The sequence below is a fragment of the Flavobacterium fluviatile genome (assembly GCF_010645065.1).
GTDB lineage: Bacteria > Bacteroidota > Bacteroidia > Flavobacteriales > Flavobacteriaceae > Flavobacterium > Flavobacterium fluviatile.
In genome coordinates, this window is record NZ_JAADZW010000006.1 from 142,578 (window position 1) to 165,259 (window position 22,682).

At 33.5% G+C, this 22,682-nt stretch carries 20 protein-coding genes; 9 read left to right on the forward strand and 11 right to left on the reverse strand.

Annotated elements, in window-relative coordinates; translation table 11 throughout:
• Nucleotides 1–126 precede the first annotated feature (126 nt).
• Nucleotides 127–384: a hypothetical protein gene (locus GXM17_RS09040; protein ID WP_163399004.1), complete on the forward strand. Its 258-nt coding sequence runs from the start codon at nt 127–129 to the stop codon at nt 382–384.
• Nucleotides 385–458: 74 nt separating this feature from the next.
• Here the strand turns inward: GXM17_RS09040 and GXM17_RS09045 are convergent, their stop codons facing one another.
• The 10 genes from GXM17_RS09045 to GXM17_RS09090 form a co-directional block, all read right to left on the reverse strand.
• Nucleotides 459–1,496: a substrate-binding domain-containing protein gene (locus GXM17_RS09045; protein WP_341872902.1), complete on the reverse strand. Its 1,038-nt coding sequence runs from the start codon at nt 1,494–1,496 to the stop codon at nt 459–461.
• 96 nt (nt 1,497–1,592) lie between these two features.
• Nucleotides 1,593–2,498, reverse strand: coding sequence for a carbohydrate kinase family protein (locus tag GXM17_RS09050; protein WP_163399005.1), 906 nt, complete (start codon nt 2,496–2,498; stop codon nt 1,593–1,595).
• A 131-nt stretch (nt 2,499–2,629) separates the two neighbouring features.
• Nucleotides 2,630–3,121, reverse strand: coding sequence for a T9SS type A sorting domain-containing protein (locus GXM17_RS09055; protein ID WP_163399006.1), 492 nt, complete (start codon nt 3,119–3,121; stop codon nt 2,630–2,632).
• A gap of 47 nt (nt 3,122–3,168) precedes the next feature.
• On the reverse strand, nt 3,169–3,426 hold the full coding sequence (locus GXM17_RS09060) for a hypothetical protein (protein ID WP_163399007.1): 258 nt from the start codon (nt 3,424–3,426) through the stop codon (nt 3,169–3,171).
• Between the two features lie 222 nt (nt 3,427–3,648).
• Nucleotides 3,649–6,537 carry a pectinesterase family protein gene (locus GXM17_RS09065; RefSeq protein WP_163399008.1) on the reverse strand — a complete coding sequence of 963 codons (2,889 nt, stop codon included), beginning with the start codon at nt 6,535–6,537 and terminating at the stop codon, nt 3,649–3,651.
• A 112-nt stretch (nt 6,538–6,649) separates the two neighbouring features.
• On the reverse strand, nt 6,650–8,113 hold the full coding sequence (locus GXM17_RS09070) for a right-handed parallel beta-helix repeat-containing protein (RefSeq protein WP_163399009.1): 1,464 nt from the start codon (nt 8,111–8,113) through the stop codon (nt 6,650–6,652).
• An 84-nt stretch (nt 8,114–8,197) separates the two neighbouring features.
• The gene (locus GXM17_RS09075) at nt 8,198–9,775 is read right to left on the reverse strand and encodes a DUF5123 domain-containing protein (RefSeq protein WP_163399010.1); all 1,578 of its coding nucleotides are present in this window, start codon (nt 9,773–9,775) and stop codon (nt 8,198–8,200) included.
• A 31-nt stretch (nt 9,776–9,806) separates the two neighbouring features.
• Entirely contained in the window at nt 9,807–11,603 is a 1,797-nt protein-coding gene (locus tag GXM17_RS09080) for a RagB/SusD family nutrient uptake outer membrane protein (RefSeq protein ID WP_163399011.1), read from the reverse strand.
• A gap of 16 nt (nt 11,604–11,619) precedes the next feature.
• The gene (locus tag GXM17_RS09085) at nt 11,620–14,835 is read right to left on the reverse strand and encodes a SusC/RagA family TonB-linked outer membrane protein (RefSeq protein WP_163399012.1); all 3,216 of its coding nucleotides are present in this window, start codon (nt 14,833–14,835) and stop codon (nt 11,620–11,622) included.
• Nucleotides 14,836–15,372: 537 nt separating this feature from the next.
• Nucleotides 15,373–15,567, reverse strand: a complete 195-nt coding sequence (locus tag GXM17_RS09090) for a hypothetical protein (protein WP_244307365.1) — start codon at nt 15,565–15,567, stop codon at nt 15,373–15,375.
• 133 nt (nt 15,568–15,700) lie between these two features.
• Here GXM17_RS09090 and GXM17_RS09095 point away from each other — a divergent pair, with 133 nt between their 5' ends.
• The 3 genes from GXM17_RS09095 to GXM17_RS09105 all read left to right on the forward strand — a co-directional run bounded on the left by GXM17_RS09095 (nt 15,701) and on the right by GXM17_RS09105 (nt 17,423).
• A complete protein-coding gene (locus tag GXM17_RS09095; RefSeq protein WP_163399013.1) occupies nt 15,701–16,261 on the forward strand; it encodes a helix-turn-helix domain-containing protein in 561 nt (186 codons plus the stop codon).
• A gap of 220 nt (nt 16,262–16,481) precedes the next feature.
• Nucleotides 16,482–17,201 (forward strand): heavy-metal-associated domain-containing protein, encoded by a 720-nt coding sequence (locus GXM17_RS09100; protein WP_163399014.1) that lies wholly within the window; start codon nt 16,482–16,484, stop codon nt 17,199–17,201.
• Nucleotides 17,202–17,273: 72 nt separating this feature from the next.
• Entirely contained in the window at nt 17,274–17,423 is a 150-nt protein-coding gene (locus GXM17_RS09105) for a hypothetical protein (protein ID WP_163399015.1), read from the forward strand.
• A gap of 64 nt (nt 17,424–17,487) precedes the next feature.
• Here the strand turns inward: GXM17_RS09105 and GXM17_RS09110 are convergent, their stop codons facing one another.
• Nucleotides 17,488–17,940, reverse strand: a complete 453-nt coding sequence (locus tag GXM17_RS09110) for a DUF4442 domain-containing protein (RefSeq protein WP_163399016.1) — start codon at nt 17,938–17,940, stop codon at nt 17,488–17,490.
• 254 nt (nt 17,941–18,194) lie between these two features.
• On the opposite strand from GXM17_RS09110, the gene GXM17_RS09115 reads away from it, so the two are divergent.
• From GXM17_RS09115 to GXM17_RS09135, 5 genes are all read left to right on the forward strand, one after another.
• Nucleotides 18,195–18,650 (forward strand): DUF4870 domain-containing protein, encoded by a 456-nt coding sequence (locus GXM17_RS09115; protein WP_163399017.1) that lies wholly within the window; start codon nt 18,195–18,197, stop codon nt 18,648–18,650.
• 216 nt (nt 18,651–18,866) lie between these two features.
• Entirely contained in the window at nt 18,867–19,199 is a 333-nt protein-coding gene (locus tag GXM17_RS09120) for a PadR family transcriptional regulator (protein ID WP_017498072.1), read from the forward strand.
• Between the two features lie 2 nt (nt 19,200–19,201).
• A complete protein-coding gene (locus GXM17_RS09125) occupies nt 19,202–20,917 on the forward strand; it encodes a PspC domain-containing protein (protein ID WP_163399018.1) in 1,716 nt (571 codons plus the stop codon).
• A 3-nt stretch (nt 20,918–20,920) separates the two neighbouring features.
• Entirely contained in the window at nt 20,921–21,652 is a 732-nt protein-coding gene (locus GXM17_RS09130) for a head GIN domain-containing protein (protein WP_163399019.1), read from the forward strand.
• Nucleotides 21,653–21,739: 87 nt separating this feature from the next.
• Nucleotides 21,740–22,573: a GIN domain-containing protein gene (locus GXM17_RS09135; RefSeq protein ID WP_163399020.1), complete on the forward strand. Its 834-nt coding sequence runs from the start codon at nt 21,740–21,742 to the stop codon at nt 22,571–22,573.
• Nucleotides 22,574–22,682 lie beyond the last annotated feature (109 nt).

The window sequence follows — 22,682 nt, forward strand, 5'->3', positions numbered from 1 at the left end:
ACACAAAATATTAGTATTACATTTTATAAAATAAGAAAGAATACTTATTCTAAATTTCAGTTATCTCTTTATAGAATTAATTATAATACAATAACTTTGTACTTCTCATTAAATGAATTACAAAACATGGACATAGTCAAATTTAAAATCACATCGAAAACGATAAAAGTAGAAGTACGCAATTCGAATAATTATGTTTTTAATTTTAATACAGCTTTAGAAATTGCAAAAGAAGACAGGGATGTTTTATTAAAACTATACAATGCCCTTGATATTCTTTTCAGGAAAGAAACTCCAAGCGAAATAAAAAACTACATTTCGCCAAACCAGACCAATATATTAGATCAGATTTCTGCTGCTGATAATTTGGAACAGGAGAAATAACATTGCTGCTTCAGACAAATAATAATAAAATGCAAAGCGGGAAAAATGAAATGATAAATTTCATTTGTGAAGACTCACATATAATTTTCTTTTACAATTATATCGAGTGGTATAAAATGTGAGCCATCTAAATTTTCCTGTAGAATAATTTTTTTATAAAGGTAATTTACTCCTAAATATCCCTGTTCTTCCGGTTTTTGATTAATTAAGAAATCAATTATACCTGAATTTAAGTATGCTATATTTTCTTTTAAGAGGTCGTAACCAATTATTCTTATTCCTTTAATGTTTTGCTTCTCTAAAAATTGAGCTACAACATAGGTCCTGGAGTTAGGAACAAATATACTGTTAATATTTTCAAACATTTCCAAATTAAGCAGATTCACATCAGGATTTTTAATCGTGATTTCAGAAAAACTAAAATTAGTCAGTTCCGGATGTTCTTCAAAAAAAGTATAAAATCCTTTGATGCGCTGTAAATAGACTGAGGTATTATCTATTTCTTTGGCTATCTTAACTATAAGTACATTTCGCTTATTTTTAACTGCAAAACTAATAAGCCGTCCAGCCAGATATCCGCTTTTAAAAGCGTCCTGACCAATATAATAATGATCGATTTTGTCTTTAATATCTGAGTCAATCATAGCTACCGGTTTATTTTTCTTTTTATATTCATCTAAAAAGAAAAGCGATTCCTCATGAAAAATAGGAGAAAAAAGCAATCCGTCACATTCAAAATCAAGCACCTCTGAAACCATTTTTTGAAAAGACAGACTATCAAAATCATAAAGAAAGTAATGTAATTCAACACCAAATTTCCCAAACTCTTCGGCTGCCTTATTTACTCCGTTCAGCTGACTTTCCCAATATTCAAAATTGTGGGTCTTTGGCAGAAAAACAGCTATTTTACATTTCTTATTAGAGGCTAAATTGCTTGCAAAAATATTTCGTTTAAATCCATGTTCTTTAATTATGGCATTTACCTTATCTATATTCTCCTGGGAAACCTGTCCCCGCTTGTGAATAATCCTGTCAACTGTTCCCGGCGAAACATTGGCCAGTTCTGCTATTTTTTTGATTGTTATGATATTCTTTAGCTTTAAGTTAATAATTTAATTAAGGAGTAAAATTATTTTTTTTATTTCAAAAGTTAATTTTTATTTGAATTTATAGAAAACCAACTATTCGATTTTACGAAAATATATCAGTTATTTATTCTCACCGGAAATTATTTTTTCGACTTCTGTAAAAGAAATTTCCGGATTTGCACCAGATGATGCAGCAACCAAAGCCCCTACTGCACAAGCAAAATCAATGGATTGTTGAGGTTGTTTTCCTGTAAGCAAAGAGGTAATTAATGAGGCCAAAAACGAATCGCCAGCTCCTACCGTATCCGCTACCTGAACAGCATAACCTGCATTTTTATACAATTTCCTTTCCCATAACAATAAAGCTCCGTCTTTGCCTTTTGTTACGCATATAGAAGGTGTATTTGTCTTAGAAGCTATAAAATCTATATTTTCTTCAAGGGTTGAAAAAGGAGACTGCAATGCCGTGGCGATCTCAAGAATTTCATCATCATTGAATTTTATAAAATTTGCCGACAACATCAGTTTCTTCATAGTTTGATAGGAATAATGCGGTTTTCTTAAATTGACATCAAATACTTTATAAACTTCATTTTGCAATAATAATTCCAGTGATTTTCCTGATACTTCATCCCTGCTGGCTAAACTTCCGTAAATTAAAACATCCGCATTGTTTACCAATTTTCGAGCAAAATCGTTAATCTCAATTTTGTCCCAGGCAGATGGATACTGAATATCGTAGGTTGCTGAGCCGTTTTTATCCAATGTCACATTTACCAAACCTGTTGGATATGTTTCTGATTGTAAAATTGCATCTGCATTAATCCCTAAAGCTTTTACTTCATCCAGAATTGCTTTTCCATCCTGATCTTTCCCTACACTGCTGATCATGGAAACTTCACAGCCTAAGCTTTTCATCCGCAAGGCAACGTTTAATGGCGCTCCTCCAATCCTTTTTTCGTTATCAAAAACATCCCAAAGGATCTCTCCAAAGGCTACTGCTTTTATTTTTTTATTACTATCCATTTAACTTTTTTCTAAAATTACGATTTAAAATAAAAAACAGTCCCATTTCAATAAACATTAAAAATTCATTTCATAAAAAAAGGGAATATCCATGAACTGAATATTCCCTTTTGATATTTTTTAGAACTAAATTAGTTCACCAATACTTTTACTGATTTTTCTCCTTCAGCCGATTTTGATTTTACGATATACAAACCTGTATTTAAATCAAAACTTGTATCTGATGAAGTTTTAAGTGATTTAACCAAAACACCACTAATAGCGTAAACATCCACTTGTGTGTCTGATTTTACATTAGAAACAAAAACCAATTTTCCGTTTGAATAAATGTTTGATACTGCATTTGCATGGAAATCATTCACCCCAAGTGTTGGAGCTGTCACAGTAGCTCCATCCACTTCAATTTTATAAAGGTTATGACCCGCATCACTATAAATATAAAGTGTCCCAGCAGCAGTTACATTAGCCGTTGTGATAGCATTATCAGTATTACTACCTGAATTTGTTGTTGCAACCCCATAAATAGTTGTACCATCCGTGACATAAAGATTACGTACAGCTCCATTCGTACTTGTTTTAGCCCAAACTTTTACTGTACATGGACCACTAACATTAAATTTCAAATATTTATTTGTTGGAACAGCAGGAGCCGTCACACCTCCACCTCCACCTAATTGAAACCTAACTCCCGCAGTATATGCATCTCCAGGAAAAGCACCAGATGTACCTGTATTAACTTTCCAAAATTACCAGAGCTAGCACCAGGAAATAAACCTAAGAGGTCTACAACTTTATTTGCACTTACTCCTGTAGCATCTAAAGGCCAATTTGTACGATCGTTCCCAAAATCCCAAACTTTAGTTTGAGCGTTAATAAATCCTACTGAAAAAAGCAAAACAGTAGTTAAATAAAGTAATTTTCTTTTCATAATTTATAGTTTTTATAGTTCATCAATATTAATCAACTTGCAATCGATTACATAAAAATAAGTTTTTTTTTATTAACTATGAAAATTTTTGCCATTTATTTTACATACATCATTTTAAATTAATCAATTATTCATTTTATTCTAAATTACAAATAAATAAAAAACAAGCCTCAAAAAAGATTCAGAGGCTTGCTTTTATAAAAAATTCAAATTAAATAAATCTTAATGCGTAATAACTTTTACTGATTTTTGACCGTCCTCAGCTTTAATCACAACAATCCAAAATCCGTTTTGGAATTCAAAGTCGATATCCTGACTTGTTTTAAATGATTTTACTTTAGCCCCGGCAATACTGTAAATCGCTACCGCAGTTTCAGATTTCACATTTGAAACCATAATTCTATTTTTGTATCCAATTACATTCACGGCAGAAGTTGGTGTATTGTCTTTTACCCCTAAATTTTCGTTAGAAATTAATTGCGGAAACGGGTCCCAGCCATCGCTTCCTTTTGTAAAGTTTAAAGTTGTAATGGCGGTAGCGTCCGCCAATGTAGGTGTTGCCAATTTTGTAGACCATGCTGCACGGCTTGCGCTATTATTTATGCCTGAATTTTCAATAGTTCCGTATTCGTACATTTTTGCAGATTGCCCAGTACCGGGAGCTAACGTTGCCATCCATCCAGCAGGCATAATTAAGGACAAATCATTAAACGAAGGATTATTGGATGTTTCTATTTTAGTATTGTAAAAAACCACTTCACTAGTATTTTCTGACCATGGACGGCCAAAATAACCTGGCTTAGAACGATATAATGAAGCTGTTTCTGTACCCGGAGTTGCAGAGGTTACAGTACATTCGTACATCAAATACCCTCTTCCTGAAGCTTGCTGCGCTGCAGTTATATAACTTACATCATTAGAATCTTCGCTCGTATTCATTGCCAAATCGGTTTTATAGAATACTGCATTCATTCCTCCAAAAATATAATCGGTGCCTCCCATCATTACTCCTTTGTAGACTGCCACTCTGGATCCTGTACCGCCAAAGAAAGAATCCTGACGACCTACTACTCTACATTTATTTAAAACTACTTTGTCAATATTATTAGCAATAGCTAATGCAGCAGCTCTTTCAACAAATGATTTGTTCTGAACAGCAGTGCTTCTGTACGTAGTTGGCCGGACTCCTTTATTACCAGATGCCAATTCAACAATATCCTGAGACTCTTTTAATGAGATATACTGATTATACGAATTTTCAAAAATAATATCATTTGCTTCAAAACCATTTGCTGCTATTACAACAGTTGCATTCCAATAAGAACCGTTTGTAGTTCCGGAACCGGCATTTGTTGAAGTCAAATATCCATTTTCCTTATTAACTCTTAAAACATCAGCATCCCATTTTTGATTTTTCATACTATAGTAATTGTATCCATGACCATAATAAGAAGTGATTCTAACTGATGAGCTTCCAATATCAACTCCTTTATTCAATAGCTCAATAGTTGGAGTTGAAGCAGCATTTTTCAAAGTCACATTCGCCTGACTAACAACCAGCATTTCTTCATAATTCCCCGGATCAATCATAATCGTTACACGCTCCGTAGATGTACGCGTCATTCTTGCAACATCTGCAAGTGCTGCATTAATCGTTTTATACGGTTTGTCTGTACCTACTGCAAGTACCGAAGTATAAGGCAAACTACCAGTTGAAGGCGGAGCCACAAAATCAAGTGTTTTAGAAACTGCTGCATTGTTTACTTTCAAATTAGAAGTAAGCGTCATTACCACTGCATTATTATCTAATCCGGTATAAGAAATGCTATACGTTCCATTACGCAAAGCTATTCCTGAAACTGAATTAAAATTATAGACATAGCCGCTTTCGTTTAAGTTTGTAAAAGTCAGCTTCAAATTACTAATTTGCGTAGCATCCAAACCTGTTGTATTAATTGTAACAGGGTATGTTTGTTTTGGTGTAAATGCTATATCTGCATTTGTAGCTGCAGAAATATTTATTGTATTGGCTAAGATTTCAAAATTATTAACCCCTCCTCCTGAAATAGTATATGTTGTATTAGCTTCTAAATCTACCGTATAAGTACTGTTCACAGTATTAACAACTGGTTTAGGTACATATACTTTAGAAACACTTGGAGTATAAGTCAAACTTAATTTTGAAATATCGGTTCCTAAGCCAGTAACTGAACCGGTTAAGGTAAACAAATCAACTTTTTCAACTTTAACATTATAATTTGATGTTGTAGCCAATACATCTACTGTTTCACCATTAGTAATAATATAGCCATTGGCATCAACTAATCCTATTTGATATTTATAACCAGCAGGAAGTTTTACATTATAAGCACCTGAAGCAACATCAGCTATAACAACTTTTCCTGCAGGATTTTTAAATGAAATTTTATATCCGGCAGGAATTCCGGCAGCTAAAGTTTCGTCAATTGTACCTGTAATATTGGCGTAAGTTGCGGGTTTTCTGTAAATCCTAAAAAAACTAGCTTTTTGAGTTACATCAAAAATTCGATATTTACCTTTTGTTTTGGCAACAAACTTCGCCTCAGTAGTTGCACCAGAAACAGAAGTTATAGGATAAGAGTCTTTTTGCAACAAATAATTAGATTCAAGTGCAAAAGTCAATGCCCCTATTTCTGCATCACATCTGGAAATCAAAGTTATCTCATCATCTTCATTTAAATCCATTAATAAATATTTTGATGATGCCAAACCTGCGCTTAATGACGGTATACCATTTGCATACAATCTACCTCTATAAGTAGTTGCGTCAGGAACGCTCGCAACATTCGCATCATAACGTGTTAAAGCTGTGTTTGTGGTTCTTAATCTGTCACTGCTACCAACCCAGCTCAATACATTTACCGTAAAAGTAGTATTACCAACCACATTAGACGTAGAAGCTGTACCGGAACTTCCTAACAAACCATTTAAAGTTGACACATTCAATTGATTGTTGTACAAATTGGCATCTAAAGCAGTTGCACCAAAATCCCAGACATCAGTTTTCTGGGCATAAGTAAACGATACAGAAAGCAGTATCGCAATAAGCAATAAGTGTAATTTTGTTTTCATAAATAGTGGTTAAAATAGTTAGTAAATTTTTGATTGTTTATTATTAACGGTTAATATTAAATCCGTTGGCTTATTATGGTAAACTAATAAGCCAACAGATCGTTTTTATTTTCTAAAATTCAAAAGCGCCTAAATCAGGCAAAGTACCGTTGAATGGTAATCCAACATCTACTCCTTTATTGATCATATCACTGTCTGACTTTAAGTGAAAGAAAGTTACATCCGGTAAACTTCCATCTGCTTTTCTCGCTCCAAGTAATTGAGTATAATCAATACTTGTAAAATCATCAGCGGTCACTGTTATTCCGTTTTGCCAGCTGTTATTGCTACTATCCACTACATCAGCCAGAGTTGTTCCGTAGGCACCCAATACATTACTGTTTTTAATAATCAGTTTTGCTAACGGATTCGAGCTGCTGAAAGAATAACTTCTACCATTGTCATAAGCAGAGCAATTGTAAATCGTAACTTCTCCACGGTTACTGTTATGATCGAAACCATCAGCAACGTTTCCTGCCGCTATACAATTGGTATATTTTGCATTGTGTTTTAATAGTTTATCATCACTTCCTCCAGTTTTGAATCCGTTTCCGTCTCCGGCTCCTTTACTTCCATCTTTAAGGTAACCGTTTTTAACAGCCCAGCAATTTTGGTAAGTCGTAGAAATATTATCAGTTCCTCTTAAATAACCATCCCAACCATCATCCAGATTTTGCCACGCACGACATCCAATAAATTTATTACCGGTGCCTGCATTTAGTTTACACGCAAAACCATCAGCATTTTCAAGTGATGAATCGGCATTGAAATACGAATCACAATTCAGTATTGTATTGTTTGCTGCACCGTTATCCAGTTGCAAACCCGAATCTGAACATTCTGAGAAAGTCATAAACTCGATTACGTTATTACTCCCTTTAACCTGCATTCCGTTATCACCTGCTTTGTAAATATCAATCCCTTTGATATGCCAATAACTTGCAGTTAAGACAATTCCCTGATTAGCTGAACCTTCCGACATTGCAGAAAAATCTAATTTTGGTCTTGCCGCTCCATCTTTTGCTTTAAGCGTAATCATTTTATCGGAAGTACCGGAAGTTGTTATCGTAATTTTTGAAGTCATTGCATAAGTTCCTCCGTTTAAAACAATTGTTTCACCCGCCTTAACTTTCCCAAGAGCTGTATTTAATTCAGCTACAGTTGAAACCTCGTAATCAGCTATCGGAGTAGTTGAAAAACTCTTTACATTAATCACTTTGGTAACAACAACTGCACTTTTATCATTTGCTGTAGCCGTTACGGTAATAGTTCCGTTTTTCTTGGCCGTAATTAAACCTGTAGCAGAAATATCTGCTATTGTTGCATCCGAGACTTTCCATATTACTGATTTATCTGTTGCATTATCCGGCGTTACTTTGGCTGTCATTTGACCAGTCACCCCTGAAGTTATATCTGTTCCCTGAATTTCAATTTTTTGAATCAGGACTGGTGAAACTTCATTAGGAGCATCATCATCTTTTTGACAAGACAATAGTGCAAAAAACACTATTAATCTCAACATCATTTTTATTCTCATTGTCTAAATTTTATTTTGGAAAGAAAAAGGCATGCGTAAATGGTTAAATTCAGCATGCCTTTTTATGATTAACAAAAAAGTTTTTTATTTAATCCAACGTGGATCACCTACCTTGTTATCAATTAAAGTTTGATTACTAATTGTGAAATCACCTGCTGCTGCATTTGTAAAGCCCGGATTTAAAGCTGTTCCTCCCGTATCAGCTTTTACTGAAGCTGTAACAGGACCAGTATTAAGTGTAACAGCATTGAAATAATTATTATTTGAGAATGTTGGTATAACTGTTGCAGAGTTATTAGTAAATCTCGCAATAGTTTCAGCAAAAATAGAATTACGTATTATAGTAGCATTTGACACAAAACGAACATAAAGAATATTATAACCACTTGCAGAAATTGTATTGGTAACACCATACAAAGTACAACTATCAATTAAAACATTCGATGTAAGCGTGCTACCAAATCCTGTATAAGCATCTTCACGAATAAAGGCTCTTCCAGTCGCACAATTATTAAAAGTACTAGACTTTAAAGCAATTAATCCAACATAAGATGTTCTAAAATCAATAAAATCTCCTGTTGCACCAGAAACACAAACATTTGTAACAATAGAATTTTCGACTGTTATCGATTCAATTTTAGCATTTACATCTGTAATAGCCCCTACCAATGATTTACCGTAATCTTGAATTGTACAACCGCTAATTAACAATTTGCCATAAGTTGAAGATGCAGCATATTCAACCACTTGAGTTTTAACAGCAGCTGTATTAGCTTTACCAGATAAATCTAAATCAATCAAACTTACATTAGAAGACCCCGCCTGAATTACGAAAGTAACGTTCAATTTAGGTTTATCATAACTTCTTAAACCACGAAAAGTTACAGCTCCAGCCGGTAAAGTAATATTTACACCCTGAGAAGTATAATCACCAGGTTCAAATACATATTCAGTATAACCGCCCGCTTCAATAATAGCTTTAATATCATCTGAAGTATTAAGTAAAATAGCTCCAGCTGCTAAATCATAAGCTGTTGTGAAAGTTGCAGCTCCTCTTTTCTTGGTACCATTGTATAAATTTGCCTGATAATTTGCTTCTGGAGTTAATCCTCCAACAGTTGCGACACCTGCAGCTTTTTCTTCGTTTGTAATTACATGTGTTACATCACCAGGAGTCAAAACTATGTTTGTAACATTAATACCCGGAGTCCATCTTAGTGTAACTGATTTTGCCTGAATATCACCATCTTGAAATGGTAAAAATGATTGTTCTGACAAAGTATTAGCAGTCGTTACAGACCATTTTGAATCTTCTTTACCGGCACTAACAGCTTTAACCCTAATTGAATAAAGTGTTTCTCCTTCTAATGAAACCAGCACAGGCAGTTCATCTGCAGTAACTTCTACTGTCTTAAAAATTGTAGTAAACTCTGGATCATCTGCACTAAATTCAATTACATAGTGATCATCTTCAGTCCTAGTTTCCCAATTTAATTCAACATTAGTTTGATTTCTAATTTGAGGTTTTTCCAAAATCGGCGAAAACAGTCTTTTGTTTCCAATATCTGTAAGCAATGCATCATTGTAACTCTCGCAGCCTGTAAAAAATACAAGTAACAAAAGAGTAGCTAACAGCCCTTTAAATATGTTTTTTATTTTCATAATTATAAAATATAATTTTATCTATTATTTTTTAGTTACCAAAAACCCAATCATTTTTTAACATACCATTACTTCCCTCAATAAACACCTGCCAAATTGGCCAAAATTGTCTTTTATCAGGATTGTTTCCTTCTTTGTAAAGTGAAGTAATTTTAATATCCTCCAGTTTTTCCCAACCTTTAGACGTATATCCAGCTCCAGGATCTGCAGTTTCACCACGATTCAGTCCATATATATCAAGAGAAATATTGTCTGCTTTATATTTGTAATATAGCGTTTTAGGAACATCACTGTAATTACCAGATCTTGTTTTTAAATCGGCCATTTTAACTTTGGCTTCATCCAACTTAGTCTTTAGTAAATTCCAACGAATTAGTGCAAACTTACGTTCCATTTCTCCTGTAAATTCATACTGATATTCATTGATAATTGCATTCATCATATCTACTTTGCCAGTTAGAGCATTTACATAATTTTCAACTTTTACAGGACGATCAGCTGCAGCAAAGGCTCTTGAACGAATTTCTTTTAAATAAGGTGCAGCAGCAGTAGCTCCTTCTATTTCATTTGCAGCCTCAGCAGCAATTAGCAGTACTTCAGCATAACGCATATAAATTTTATTTACACCATCGTCTGAAGGAGCAGAAGGAATTCTACTCATCCATTCGTATCTGTATTTTCCAAAATACCACACTTGCAAATCCGTAAGTTCCTGTTTTGCAACATTATCAACAGCTTTACCCCATTTGTAAGGCACACAGGTTACATCTCTTCTCGTGTCTGCTTTATCGTAATCGTAATAAACAAATGGTAAGGGTCCTGCACTTCCTCCATTACTGTCAGTCATGATTTGAAACTGATCTTTGGTATCATGCTTTACTGCAAATGTGTATAACATTCTACCTCTGGTATTTATAAAAGGAATTTCCCAAAGTGATTCTCCTCCTGCAATAATGTAATCTTGGTTATATTTTTTCCATAATCCTTCGAAAGAATTGTCTAAATGCGCGGTGCCACTCTGAATAACCAAACGGCACTCATCCAAAGCTAACTTATACATTTTCTCCACTGAAAGATCAGGATCTGTACTTCTGCGTACTCCGTCAGGATATTGTTGATATCCACTTGCCATCATAGCCAAACGTGCTCTTAATCCTTTTACAAAAGCTTTATTCACATATTCAACGGTTGCCGTTGCGGCTGTTTCATTTGGCCAGGCAACTAATGTCGACGCCTCACCCAAATCTGCGATCAATTGTTTGTAAATTATATCACGGCTTGTTTTAGGTATATAAATGGTAGAATTTGTAACAGGCTCAAAACGAGCTGGAACATCTCCCCAATTTCTAATTAAATCCGCATAGTAAACAGCACGCAAAGTTAATGCTTCACCTAATAATTGGCCCATCTCATTTCCTGGTGACGGATTACCATAAGCACGTATGCCTCTAATACACAAATTTGCACGCTCGATTCCTTCATACATTTTTGCCCATACATTTACCGCTTTATTCATTTCTGTATTACCCGCTTTCGTATCGTATACGACCAAATCGGTCTTAACACCCGGAGTTGATGAATTTAGAAACCATTCTACATCACTATTCAATCCTTGGTAAGCCAAAAGTCTTCCTCTGTATGAATCTGTTTCTGCAAAAGATTGTTTTATTCCATCTATCGCTCCTTTGGCTAGCCCTGCGTTAGAAAAAAGAGCTTTTTCATCTAAAGTTGACTGTGCAGGTGCGTCTAAAAAATCATCAGCATATTCCTGACACGAAGTCAAAAAACCTGATATTATCAAACCTGCTATTATTATTTTATGTTTCATTTTCTGATAATTTAAATTAGAAATTAAGATTTAAACCAAACACGAACTGTCTGCTTCTCGGATATGCTGAATAATCAACACCAGGGGTAAGTGGTGATTTTCTTCTTGTGGAAACCTCTGGATCCGGACCAGAATAGTTTGTCAGCAAAAACACATTAGTTGCAGTACAATAAAATCTTAATTTGGCTGCATGAATTTTAGAAGTAAGTGACTCTGGCATTGTGTAACCTAATGTCAAAGTATTTAATCTAATAAATGATCCATCTTCAACAGCATAATCTGTAAATAAAAAGTTAGTCATATATGGAGACCACATGGTTGTATTTGCATTTAAAGCAGCCAAGTCTGTTGGATTATTAACTATTTGCCCTGTAGCAGGATCAATATTTGTCCATCTTACGCCATCTGCCATATCAGTACTTAAATTTTTATATTTTCCATTTCTATTGGCCGTAGTAAATTCTGATTTGTTTGCATTATAAATATCATTTCCGTAGCTCCAGTTAAAAGCAGCTGAAAGGTCAAAGCCATATGCATTTCCATTAATTATAAAACCACCTGTATTTTTAGGATTTGCGTCACCGATAACTCTTCTGTCTGCTGCCGTAATTTTATTATCCCCATCTAAATCTTTTAATTTCATAGAACCAGGGCGTAATGTTCCAACAACTTCTGAATTTACAACCCCTGATTTTAAAGCATAACTTGACCCATTGTAATCAAAGTCTGAAACTTCATAACGCCCATCACTAACATAACCGTACATAAGTCCTAAAGGCGAACCTGCATATACTGCATAATCAGCTGTTATATCAGAAGTCCACGTACTACTTGTTAAGAAGTTATCCATAACTCCTAAAGAATTTATGCGATTTTTATTGAATCCAATGTTAAAAGAAAAATTCAAGCCAAAGTCTTTTTTCTCTATTGCCGCAAAATTCAAAGTAGCCTCAAGACCAGTATTTTGAGTTTCCCCCATATTTCTATATTGTGTATCATAACCACTACCCCCTACTGGAAAACCAAGCAGCAAATCTTGTGTTAGGTTTTTGTAGATATCTAAAGTACCATTTAAACGATTCTTGAAAAATCCAAAATCCAAACCAATATTTTGCGTAATTGTCGTTTCCCATTTCAAATTAGGATTAGACATGATTTTTGGAGCAGCCCAGTAATTATCAATATTATTAATCCATTGATTAGCAGTAGAATCAAAAGTCTGAATCGTTTGTCCTACAGGTATATTATTATTACCCGCTTCACCATAACTTATTCTAACTTTAAGAAGATCTAGCCATGAAACATCTTTTAAGAAATCTTCTTGCGAAATTTTCCATGCTGCTGCTGCTGCCGGGAAATACCCCCAACGATTTGATCCGGCAAATTTACTGGATCCATCGGCACGGAATGTCGCTGTAAAAATATAACGATCTTTAAAATCGTAATTCAATCGTCCAAAAAATGATAACAATTTATCATCCGCACTATAATAATTATCAACCGACAAAGGCGTTCCTTGTGTTGTTAATATTTTAGCTTCTGCTAAATGAAAGAAATCAGGAAATTTAAGAAAGGTAGACGTAACGTTGTTAGAACTTTTCGTAATTGACTCTTCACCCACAAGCACCGTTAAATTATGATTTTCACCAAGTAATTCTTTAAAATCATAATTCAATGTATTAGCATTTCTAAAACTTACATCTTTACGATCACTCATAACCATACCAGGTTTTCCCGCACCAATTTTCGCTGTTGATGAAAAATAAGTTGAAGAACCATAAAAACGGTAATCTAAATTATTATAATTATCAAGACCTATATCACTTTTAAACTTTAAGTTTTTTATAATTTCCCAGCCAAGACTACCCAGCATATTAAAGTTTTTTCTATACTGTTCACGATCATTATCTACTAAAGACACAAAAGGATTTACTAAATCATTTACATCCGGATCTACATTTACAGATCCTATTTCCTGAATTGGAACAGGTGAATAACCTAATGCGTTACGTAAACGCGAATCTGTTGAAGATTTTTCATTTTGCTCGTTAACTCCTGATCCTAATATTTTAGTATCTGAATAGCGAACAGTGAAGCCTAAATCGACTTTATCACTAGTTTTATTCTTTAAAGCCAATGAAAGGTTGTTTCTTTTATAAGTTGATCCTTTCATAATCGATTTTTCATCGTAGAGCGTATAATTAAAATTATAACTTAATTTCTCTGTTCCTCCACGAATTCCTAAATCGCGGCTTTGAACCTCGCCTGTGCGTCCAAAAAGCTGTTTCTGCCAATTATCTCCCTTTACTCCCTCATACAAATCACGATCCTGCCAGTTACCAAAATATTTGGTGTAAGAGTCAGGATTACTCAAAACTGTATTATCAGTATTAGTTAACATTGCGTATTCATATTGCCAGTTTACGTAATCATCCGGTGCCAATACATCTATCTCATCTGCCAGTGTTTTCATACCATAAAAGGCATTGAAACTAATATCCATTTTACCATTTTTACCAGTTTTAGTAGTAATAATAATAACACCGTTTGCACCACGCGATCCATAAATTGCTGTAGAAGAAGCATCCTTTAAAACCGTCATTGATTCAATATTAGAGGCTGCTATATCGTTCATGCTGCTAACAGGAAAACCATCAACTATAATTAAAGGTGAAGCATCCTGAGTAAGAGAACCACCTCCACGCACTCTAATTTTAATTTCAGCATCAGGCGAGCCTTCTGAACTTGTAACATTCACTCCAGCTAATCTACCCGTTAATGCTTCAGAAACGTTTGAAACAGGGATTTTAGCTAAAGTATTTCCAGAAATAGTCGATACAGCTCCTGTCAAATCAGATTTTTTAACCGTTCCATATCCAACAACAACTACTTCATTTAAAGCATTTGCTTCTTCAGCCAAAACGATATTTATTGTTTTTTTTCCGGCAACGGCAACATTCTGAGTTGTGAATCCAATAAATGAAAATTCCAAAGTTGCTTTTGAATTTGATAATTTGATTTTATACTTTCCGTCAAAATCAGTTGCGACACCATTTTTCGAACCTTTTTCTAAAACATTTACTCCAGGCAAGGTCAAACCTGACGCATCTTTTACAACACCTTCAACTGTTAAGTCCTGTGCATTTACCTTAGTACTGGCAAGCATGCACAATAAGAAAACAATTGCCAGATAACAATTTGTTCTTTTATTAAATAACTCTTTTAAATTCATAGTTTACTGTTTAGTTTGTGATTAATTGTTTGTTAAGTTTACTTTACGGTTTAAATTATACTTTTCTACAAATTGTTATTATATCTGTTTTTCATTTATCCTCGTAAAGCACTGAAATAAAAGGAAAAACAGACCTTTTAAAAAACAAATAAGTAGTCTGTAATCGATTACACAAACATAAAATTTTTTTTTGTATTAAAAATTATATTTCACAAAAAAATCATAAAAAAAATTATTTATAAAAAAATTAAGTATTCTAAAATGTCAAATTCGTAATTTTAAGTCAGTAAATCCAATAAATAATCTTTTATTTTTTTATAAATGAAATATAATTAAACAAAATTCAATCGATTGCATTTAAAAATTTCCTATAATAATTTTAGTTAAAATACTATTTTAAATAGTTTTCTGACAATATGTTTTTAATATTTCGCCCAACATTTTATTTATACATTCAACACCAACATGCAATTAATCCAACTCATATATAATTTATTGAAAGGTTAAGCATTTTTATCGTTTGCATCAAAACAAAAGTTATCCCGAAAGAAATCCAAAGGCAAATAAAAAGTTATAATTGGCCGCTATGATCCGAAAGCGCATTAAATACCCAGCAACCGGAATTGAAACTTTAATATCTGAAGCAATGTTAGCTAACAAACCCATCATTATAAATTCAATTATACCAATAGTTATGCCTCCTAATGAGAGTACAATAAGAATATTTTTCATAGCAAATAGAAAAAACTAAATTTTCCAGATTCAAATTTAGGATAGTCATATGAAACAATACCTGCACACTTACATTATTTATCAGTAAATTTATTATCCGGAAATTTTTAAAATATCAATTATATCATTCAAAATGAAATTATATGTCAAAAACATGGTTTGCGGCAGATGCAAAATGGTAATAAAATCTGAGTTTGAAAAGCTCGGGCTTCAGACAATTTCTGTTGAATTAGGTGAAGTTGAGCTTCAGAATACCATAACAGAAGATCAAAAAAAAGAACTTTTAAAACATTTACGCCCGTTGGGCTTTGATTTAATTGATGATAAAAAAAGTAAAACAATCGAGAAAATCAAAACACTGATTATTGATTTGGTTCATTATAAAAACAATGATTTAAGAACGAACTTGTCTGAATATTTGTCCGAAAACCTAAATCAGGATTACAATTCGCTGAGTAACCTTTTCTCTGAAGTTGAAAACACAACAATTGAAAAATATTTTATCAGCCAAAAAATAGAAAAAGTAAAAGAATTAATCATTTACAATGAACTTTCGTTAAGTGAAATAGCCGATATTTTAAATTACAGCAATGTGGCACATTTAAGCAATCAGTTTAAAAAAGTAACTGGTTTTACCCCTACCTATTTTAAACAATTGAAAGACAGAAAACGTATTCAGATAGAGAATTTGTAGTTTAACCGCAAAGTCTGCAAGGGATTTACACAAAGTTCGCAAAGTTTCACTTAAAAAAAAAAACTTTGCGAACTTTGTGTTTTATAAAACATGGCGCATCAAAAACCTTGCGATCCTTGCGGTTAAAAAAATTGTAAATCTTGCAAATCATTCCCAAAATTTTACAATTACAAGTGTGTCATTGTTCGGAAATTTGTTTTTTAATCCGAAATCAAATATTATGACACATACGTATCAAATCAGCGGAATGACTTGCAACAGCTGCGAGGAAAAAGTGAAGAAAGCATTAGAAGCACAAGACAACATCACAAATGCCATAGTTTCAAAAGATAACGGAACCGCAACTGTAACTATGACAAAACATCTTTCGTTAGCCAGTCTTCAAAATGCTTTAGACAGTAAATATCAAATTTCAGAAATTAACAATCCTCATGAGATTGCTTCAGAAACAGGATCCTGGTTCGAAACCTACAAACCCATTTTATTGATTTTCTTTTATATTAGTCTGGTTACGGTTCTGATTCAGTCAACAAATCATCATTTTGACTGGATGCAGTCCATGCAGCACTTTATGGCAGGATTCTTTATCGTTTTTTCATTTTTTAAATTGCTCAGCCTAAAAGGCTTTGCTGAGAGTTATCGTATGTATGATGTTTTGGCAAAAAAAATTCCGGCCTGGGGATATGCCTACGCATTTTTAGAGCTTGGATTAGGAATTTCTTATCTGCTTAATTTTGATCCGATAATTACAAATACCGTTACTTTTATTGTAATGAGTTTCAGCATTATTGGTGTTTTACAATCGGTTTTGAATAAAAAGAAGATTCAGTGCGCCTGTTTAGGAACTGTTTTCAATTTACCAATGAGTACTGTAACTATTATAGAAGACGGGCTGATGATTTTAATGAGTTTGGCGATGTTAATTCCACTATTTAACTAAATCTTCAGAATGATCAAACTAAATCTTATTATATTTGGCGATGGCAATCATTAACAATTAAACTATATACTAATGAAAAAACTATTTACCGTATTAGCAATCGCATTGTTTACAATTAGCATTCAGGCTCAGGAAAGCAAACCAGCGAAAGAAAAAGCAAAAAAAGAATCTTGCTGCAAAAAGACTGCAACAGAAAAAAAATCTTGTTGTAAAAAAAAATAAATTGAATAATTTAAACAAAAAAGGCCTCAAATTGAGGTCTTTTTTGTTATAAATGATAGTTGAATTATTTTAAGCGGACACTCCATTCAAAATCCATTTCAGAAACCTGAACACCTTGTTCGTTTGTCCCTACAGATTTCATCCAGAACGTCTGTCCTTCTCCGGTTTCTATCGTTCTCCTGATAGCTTCAGCAATTAAATGCCCGTCGTTACAGACAAATGTAATTCTGCCTGTAGCTTTTTTTGTGAAGTTTCCTTTATTATTGGCAACCAGCATAGAGATTTTCTTTCCGCTTTCCTGAATTTGTGAGATTACCAAAGCGCCTGTTGTTAGTTCAGCTGCCATTGCCTGAACTGCAAAATACATGGAGTTAAAAGGGTTTTGATTAATCCATCTGTGCTTTACGGTTACTGTACAACTGTTGTCGTTTATATATTTTACACGCACTCCGCAAAAGTAAGCTGAAGGTAATTTGAACAACACAAATTTATTGAGTTTAGAAACTGAAACTGCCATTTGATATATTTTTTATGTAAAAATACAAAAAAACTATGCGCGCACAATAAATTCATTATACTTTCAAGCAAACCCAATAAAATCAAGTGCTTCAAGTGATTTTCAATAAATTATATGTGTATTACAAATTTTAAATTTGTTAAAATTTTGTTAATATATGGTACTATGCAAAACAAGATACTGTCTTTTAGATATATATTTGCATAAGAAATTACTATATACTTTTAATCATGGAAACATCAACACCACTCATCATGGAAAAAACATCAGAAAAGAATACAGCAGCATTTACTCATTTGAGTGCATTAAGTCAGTATATTATTCCGTTTGGGAATTATATTTTTCCCCTAATTATCTGGACGAATTACAAAGACAAATCTGAATTTGCAGATCACCACGGAAAGCAGACTTTGAACTTTCAGTTAAGCTTATTGCTATACACTTTGATTTTAGCACTTATTGCAATTCCGGTTTTTGTAACTGTATTTTTGCAGAATCTTCCTATAGAAGCAATTATTAATGATGAAGATTTCATCATCAGAAATTTTAACCTACAGGGAAATATTGGTCTATTAAGTGTGGGTATTACAGCAGTTGTTCTTTTTGGATTATTAAAGTTTGTTGAATTCTTTTTAGTGATTTATGCTTCGATAAAAGCCTCAAACGGAGAGTTATACAAATATCCGTTAACGATTCCTTTTATCAAGTAATTAAAAAAAAGGGCTTCGACTTCGCTCAGCCTGACAAGATTAAAAGTTCTTATGAATACCGGAGTTTTAGCCCTGATAGAAGCGGTATCCTTTTGTGGCGGGGTTCGCCACAAAAGATAAAGCGGATAGCAGGAAACAGCTCCTGAAAAAATCAATCATCAATCAAAATCATCAATCAAAAAACGAATTGTTCAATCAAAATAACAAAATGAAATTATGAACATTGAAAACACGAAAGCACAGATGCGCAAAGGTGTTCTTGAGTTTTGCATCTTATCAGTACTGAAAGAAAAAGACGCATACACCTCTGAGATATTAGACACTTTAAAAAACGCGAAATTATTAGTTGTTGAGGGAACTGTTTACCCTTTATTAACGAGGCTAAAAAACGACGGTCTGCTGAATTATCGCTGGGAGGAATCGACCTCAGGACCGCCCAGAAAATATTACGGACTAACCGAAATAGGGCAGACATTTTTAAACGAATTAAGCGGAACCTGGACAGAATTGTCTGATGCCGTAAAACTAATCACCAATCAAAATCAATAATCATGAACAAAACAGTAAATATTAACTTAGGCGGGATGTTTTTTCACATCGATGAAGATGCATACTTAAAATTAACACGCTATTTTGACGCAATTAAGCGATCGTTAAACAATTCATCCGGACAAGATGAAATTATTAAAGACATTGAAATGCGTGTTTCTGAACTTTTAACAGAAAAACAAAAAAGCGAAAAACATGTTGTTGGCTTAAAAGATGTTGATGAGGTGATTGCGGTAATGGGACAGCCTGAAGATTACAGACTTGAGGACGAAGAAAGCACTAATCAGTCTTTTAATTATGATAACAGAAAACACAAAAAATTATACCGTGACAAAGAAAAAGGTATGATTGGCGGAGTTGCAACAGGTTTAGGACACTATTTTGGAATAGATGCTGTATGGATAAAAATTATATTTCTAATCTTCGTTTTTGCAGGTTTCGGAACCGGAATACTGGCTTATTTTGTATTATGGGTTGTAACTCCTGAGGCGGTTACAACCTCAGAAAAACTGGAGATGACAGGAGAACCTGTCACGATTTCAAACATCGAAAAAAAAGTTCGTGAAGAGATTGACTCATTGTCTGATAAATTTAAAAATGCAGATTATGACAAAATGGGAAACCAGGTAAAGTCGGGAGCCGGGAGAATAAGTAGTTCATTTGGAGACTTTGTGATGACGGTTTTTAAAATTTTTGCTAAATTTCTTGGCGTGATTCTGATTATATCAGGGATTTTAACCTTAATCATGTTATTTATTGGAGTATTTACTTTGGGAACAAATATTTTTATTGATTTTCCATGGCAAAACTTTATCGAAGCCGGCAATTTTACTGAATATCCAATCTGGTCATTTGGCTTACTGATGTTCTTTGCTGTTGGAATTCCGTTTTTCTTTCTGACACTTCTGGGTTTCAAATTGCTTTCACCAAATACAAAAACTATCGGAAACATTGCCAAATATACTCTACTGGCAGTCTGGATTATAGCTGTTGCGATTGCCATTAGCATTGGAATAAAACAAGCTACAGAAATATCATACGATAATAAAACTGTAGAAAAAAAGACAATCAATATTAGTCCGAAAGACACACTATATGTAAAATTCAGATACAATGACTATTATGCAAAAGATCTGAACCATCATAGAGACTTTGAGTTCGTCCAGGATTCTGCCAACAATGATCTGATTTATTCAAATGATGTCCGGTTGCATGTCTTACACACTGATGAGGCTGTCCCTTATCTGCAAATAGAAAAAAGCGCGAGAGGAAATTCGTTTACGAATGCCAAAAAAAGAGCAGAAAAAATCAATTATAATATTGCAGTTAAAGGAAATTATTTAATTTTGGATAATTATTTTCTTACAGACGTCAAAAACAAATTCAGAGGTCAGGAGGTCGATGTGTATTTGTACTTACCAGAAGGACAATTATTTAAACCGGATGCTTCGATACAGGATTATGACGAATCTGAAGATGATTTTTTCAACTTACACTTTAGCGGAAACTACAACTACAAAGTTGAGGGTTCTAAAATAAAATGTCTGAACTGTCCTGCTGATGAAGACGAATACAATGATGTGGAAGAAGATACTATTGTAAATGATACTGTAAAAGAAGTTTCAATTAAAATTAACGGTGAAGAAGTTTTAAGTGCAAAAAAAGGTAAAGGAAGACTAACCACTGACAAAAACGGAGTTATAATCAAAATTAACTAAGCCATGATAAAAATAATCATTCATATTACGAAATTTATTATTGCAGCTATCACTGCATTATTGTTCGCTTCATGCAACTTTAACATCAATTCCATTGAAGGCAGCGGAAATGTTACTACCGAAAAAAGAATTGTTCAGGGTGATTTTAAAAATGTATCTGTCAGCAATGCCATTGATTTAGTTATTGAACAATCGGATTCTACAGAAATTATTGTTGAAGCAGACGATAATATTCAAAAAGAGATTACGACAAAAGTTCAAAACGGAACTTTGGTAATTTCATGCAAATTCAGTTCATTTAACAATGTTACTAAAAAAGTAACTGTAAAAATGCCGGTTATTGACAAAATCGAAGCTTCGAGTGCCTCATCTGTACATAACAAAAATGTAATTCAGGGAGAAAATATAAGTCTGGAATCATCCAGTGCTTCTACAATAGATGTCAACGTAGAATCTGATAATATTACTTGTGATTCAGGAAGCGGAAGTACTATAAATTTACAAGGAAAAGCATTAAAAATTAAAACATCGGCCTCTAGCGGTTCGAGTATTAATGCAGAAAAATTATTGGCAAACGAAGTAGAAGCAGATGCGTCAAGCGGCGCGAGTATAAGTGTTCATCCTATTTTGCGATTAAAAGGAGATGCTTCAAGCGGCGCAAGCATTAATTATGATTCATCTCCTAAAACAATTGAAAAATCTGAAAATTCAGGAGGCAGTGTCAGTAAAGCATAACACTATTGAAGTGTTAAATATAAAAGAAATCATTCATCAAAAAGTGGATGATTTTTTTATATTTGTCAAAATCAAAATTTAGAATTAATGAAAAATAGAACAGCACTATTCTTACTACTATTAGTTACGACTTTAACTTTTGCACAAAAGAGAGAGAAAATAAAAGGTTCTAAAATTGTCACCACATCCATAAAAGAAGTTGGTGATTTTGATGCCCTGGAAGTAGATGATAATATTGAAGTTTATTTGGAGAGGGGTGAAAAAAACGAAATAAAAATTGAAGCCGATGATAATTTACATGATATTATCGGGATGGATTTGAGAGAAAAAACGCTTCGTTTGTACACTTCAAAACAGTCTACTATTTTTAAAAAAATGTCAGTCCGCGTTACTTATACTAAATCATTAGCAAAGGTAATTACTAAAAATGAAGCTGTAGTATATGCTATTCAGGAACTTCAGTTAGACGATATTACATTTAACAGTTTTGATTATTCTAAGTTGCTTTTGAATATAAATGCAAAGAAATTCAGTTTAGCTGCAGATGACAAATCTAAATCGGAAATAAATTTAAAAGCCGAGGACGCTTATTTACAATTAAGCAAAAATTCTTCTATAAAATCTTTGGTTTCCGCAATTAAATTCAAATGTGATTTATACCAGAAAGCAAATGCTGCTATCGAAGGTGTTGCTGAAAAAGGAAGCGTTCGTATAGATAACAATTCGACTTTCACCGGAAGTAAATTTACCATTAAAGAAGCCAATTTTACAGCTGAAAACAATGCAATCGGAACTGTATTGGCAGAAACTTCAATTTCGCTTGCTATTGGAGACAAAGCCGAAGTTTCGCTTTTGGGCAAACCAACAATTCAGCTCACGCGTTTTAGTGAAGAAGCTAAACTGATCAAGAAGATTAAATAAAAAAAGTTTCAGGTTTCAGGTTTCAGGTTTCAGGTTTCAGGTTTCAGGTTTCAGGTTTCAGGTTTCAGGTTTCAGGTTTCAGGTTTCAGGTTTCAGGTTTCAGGTTTCA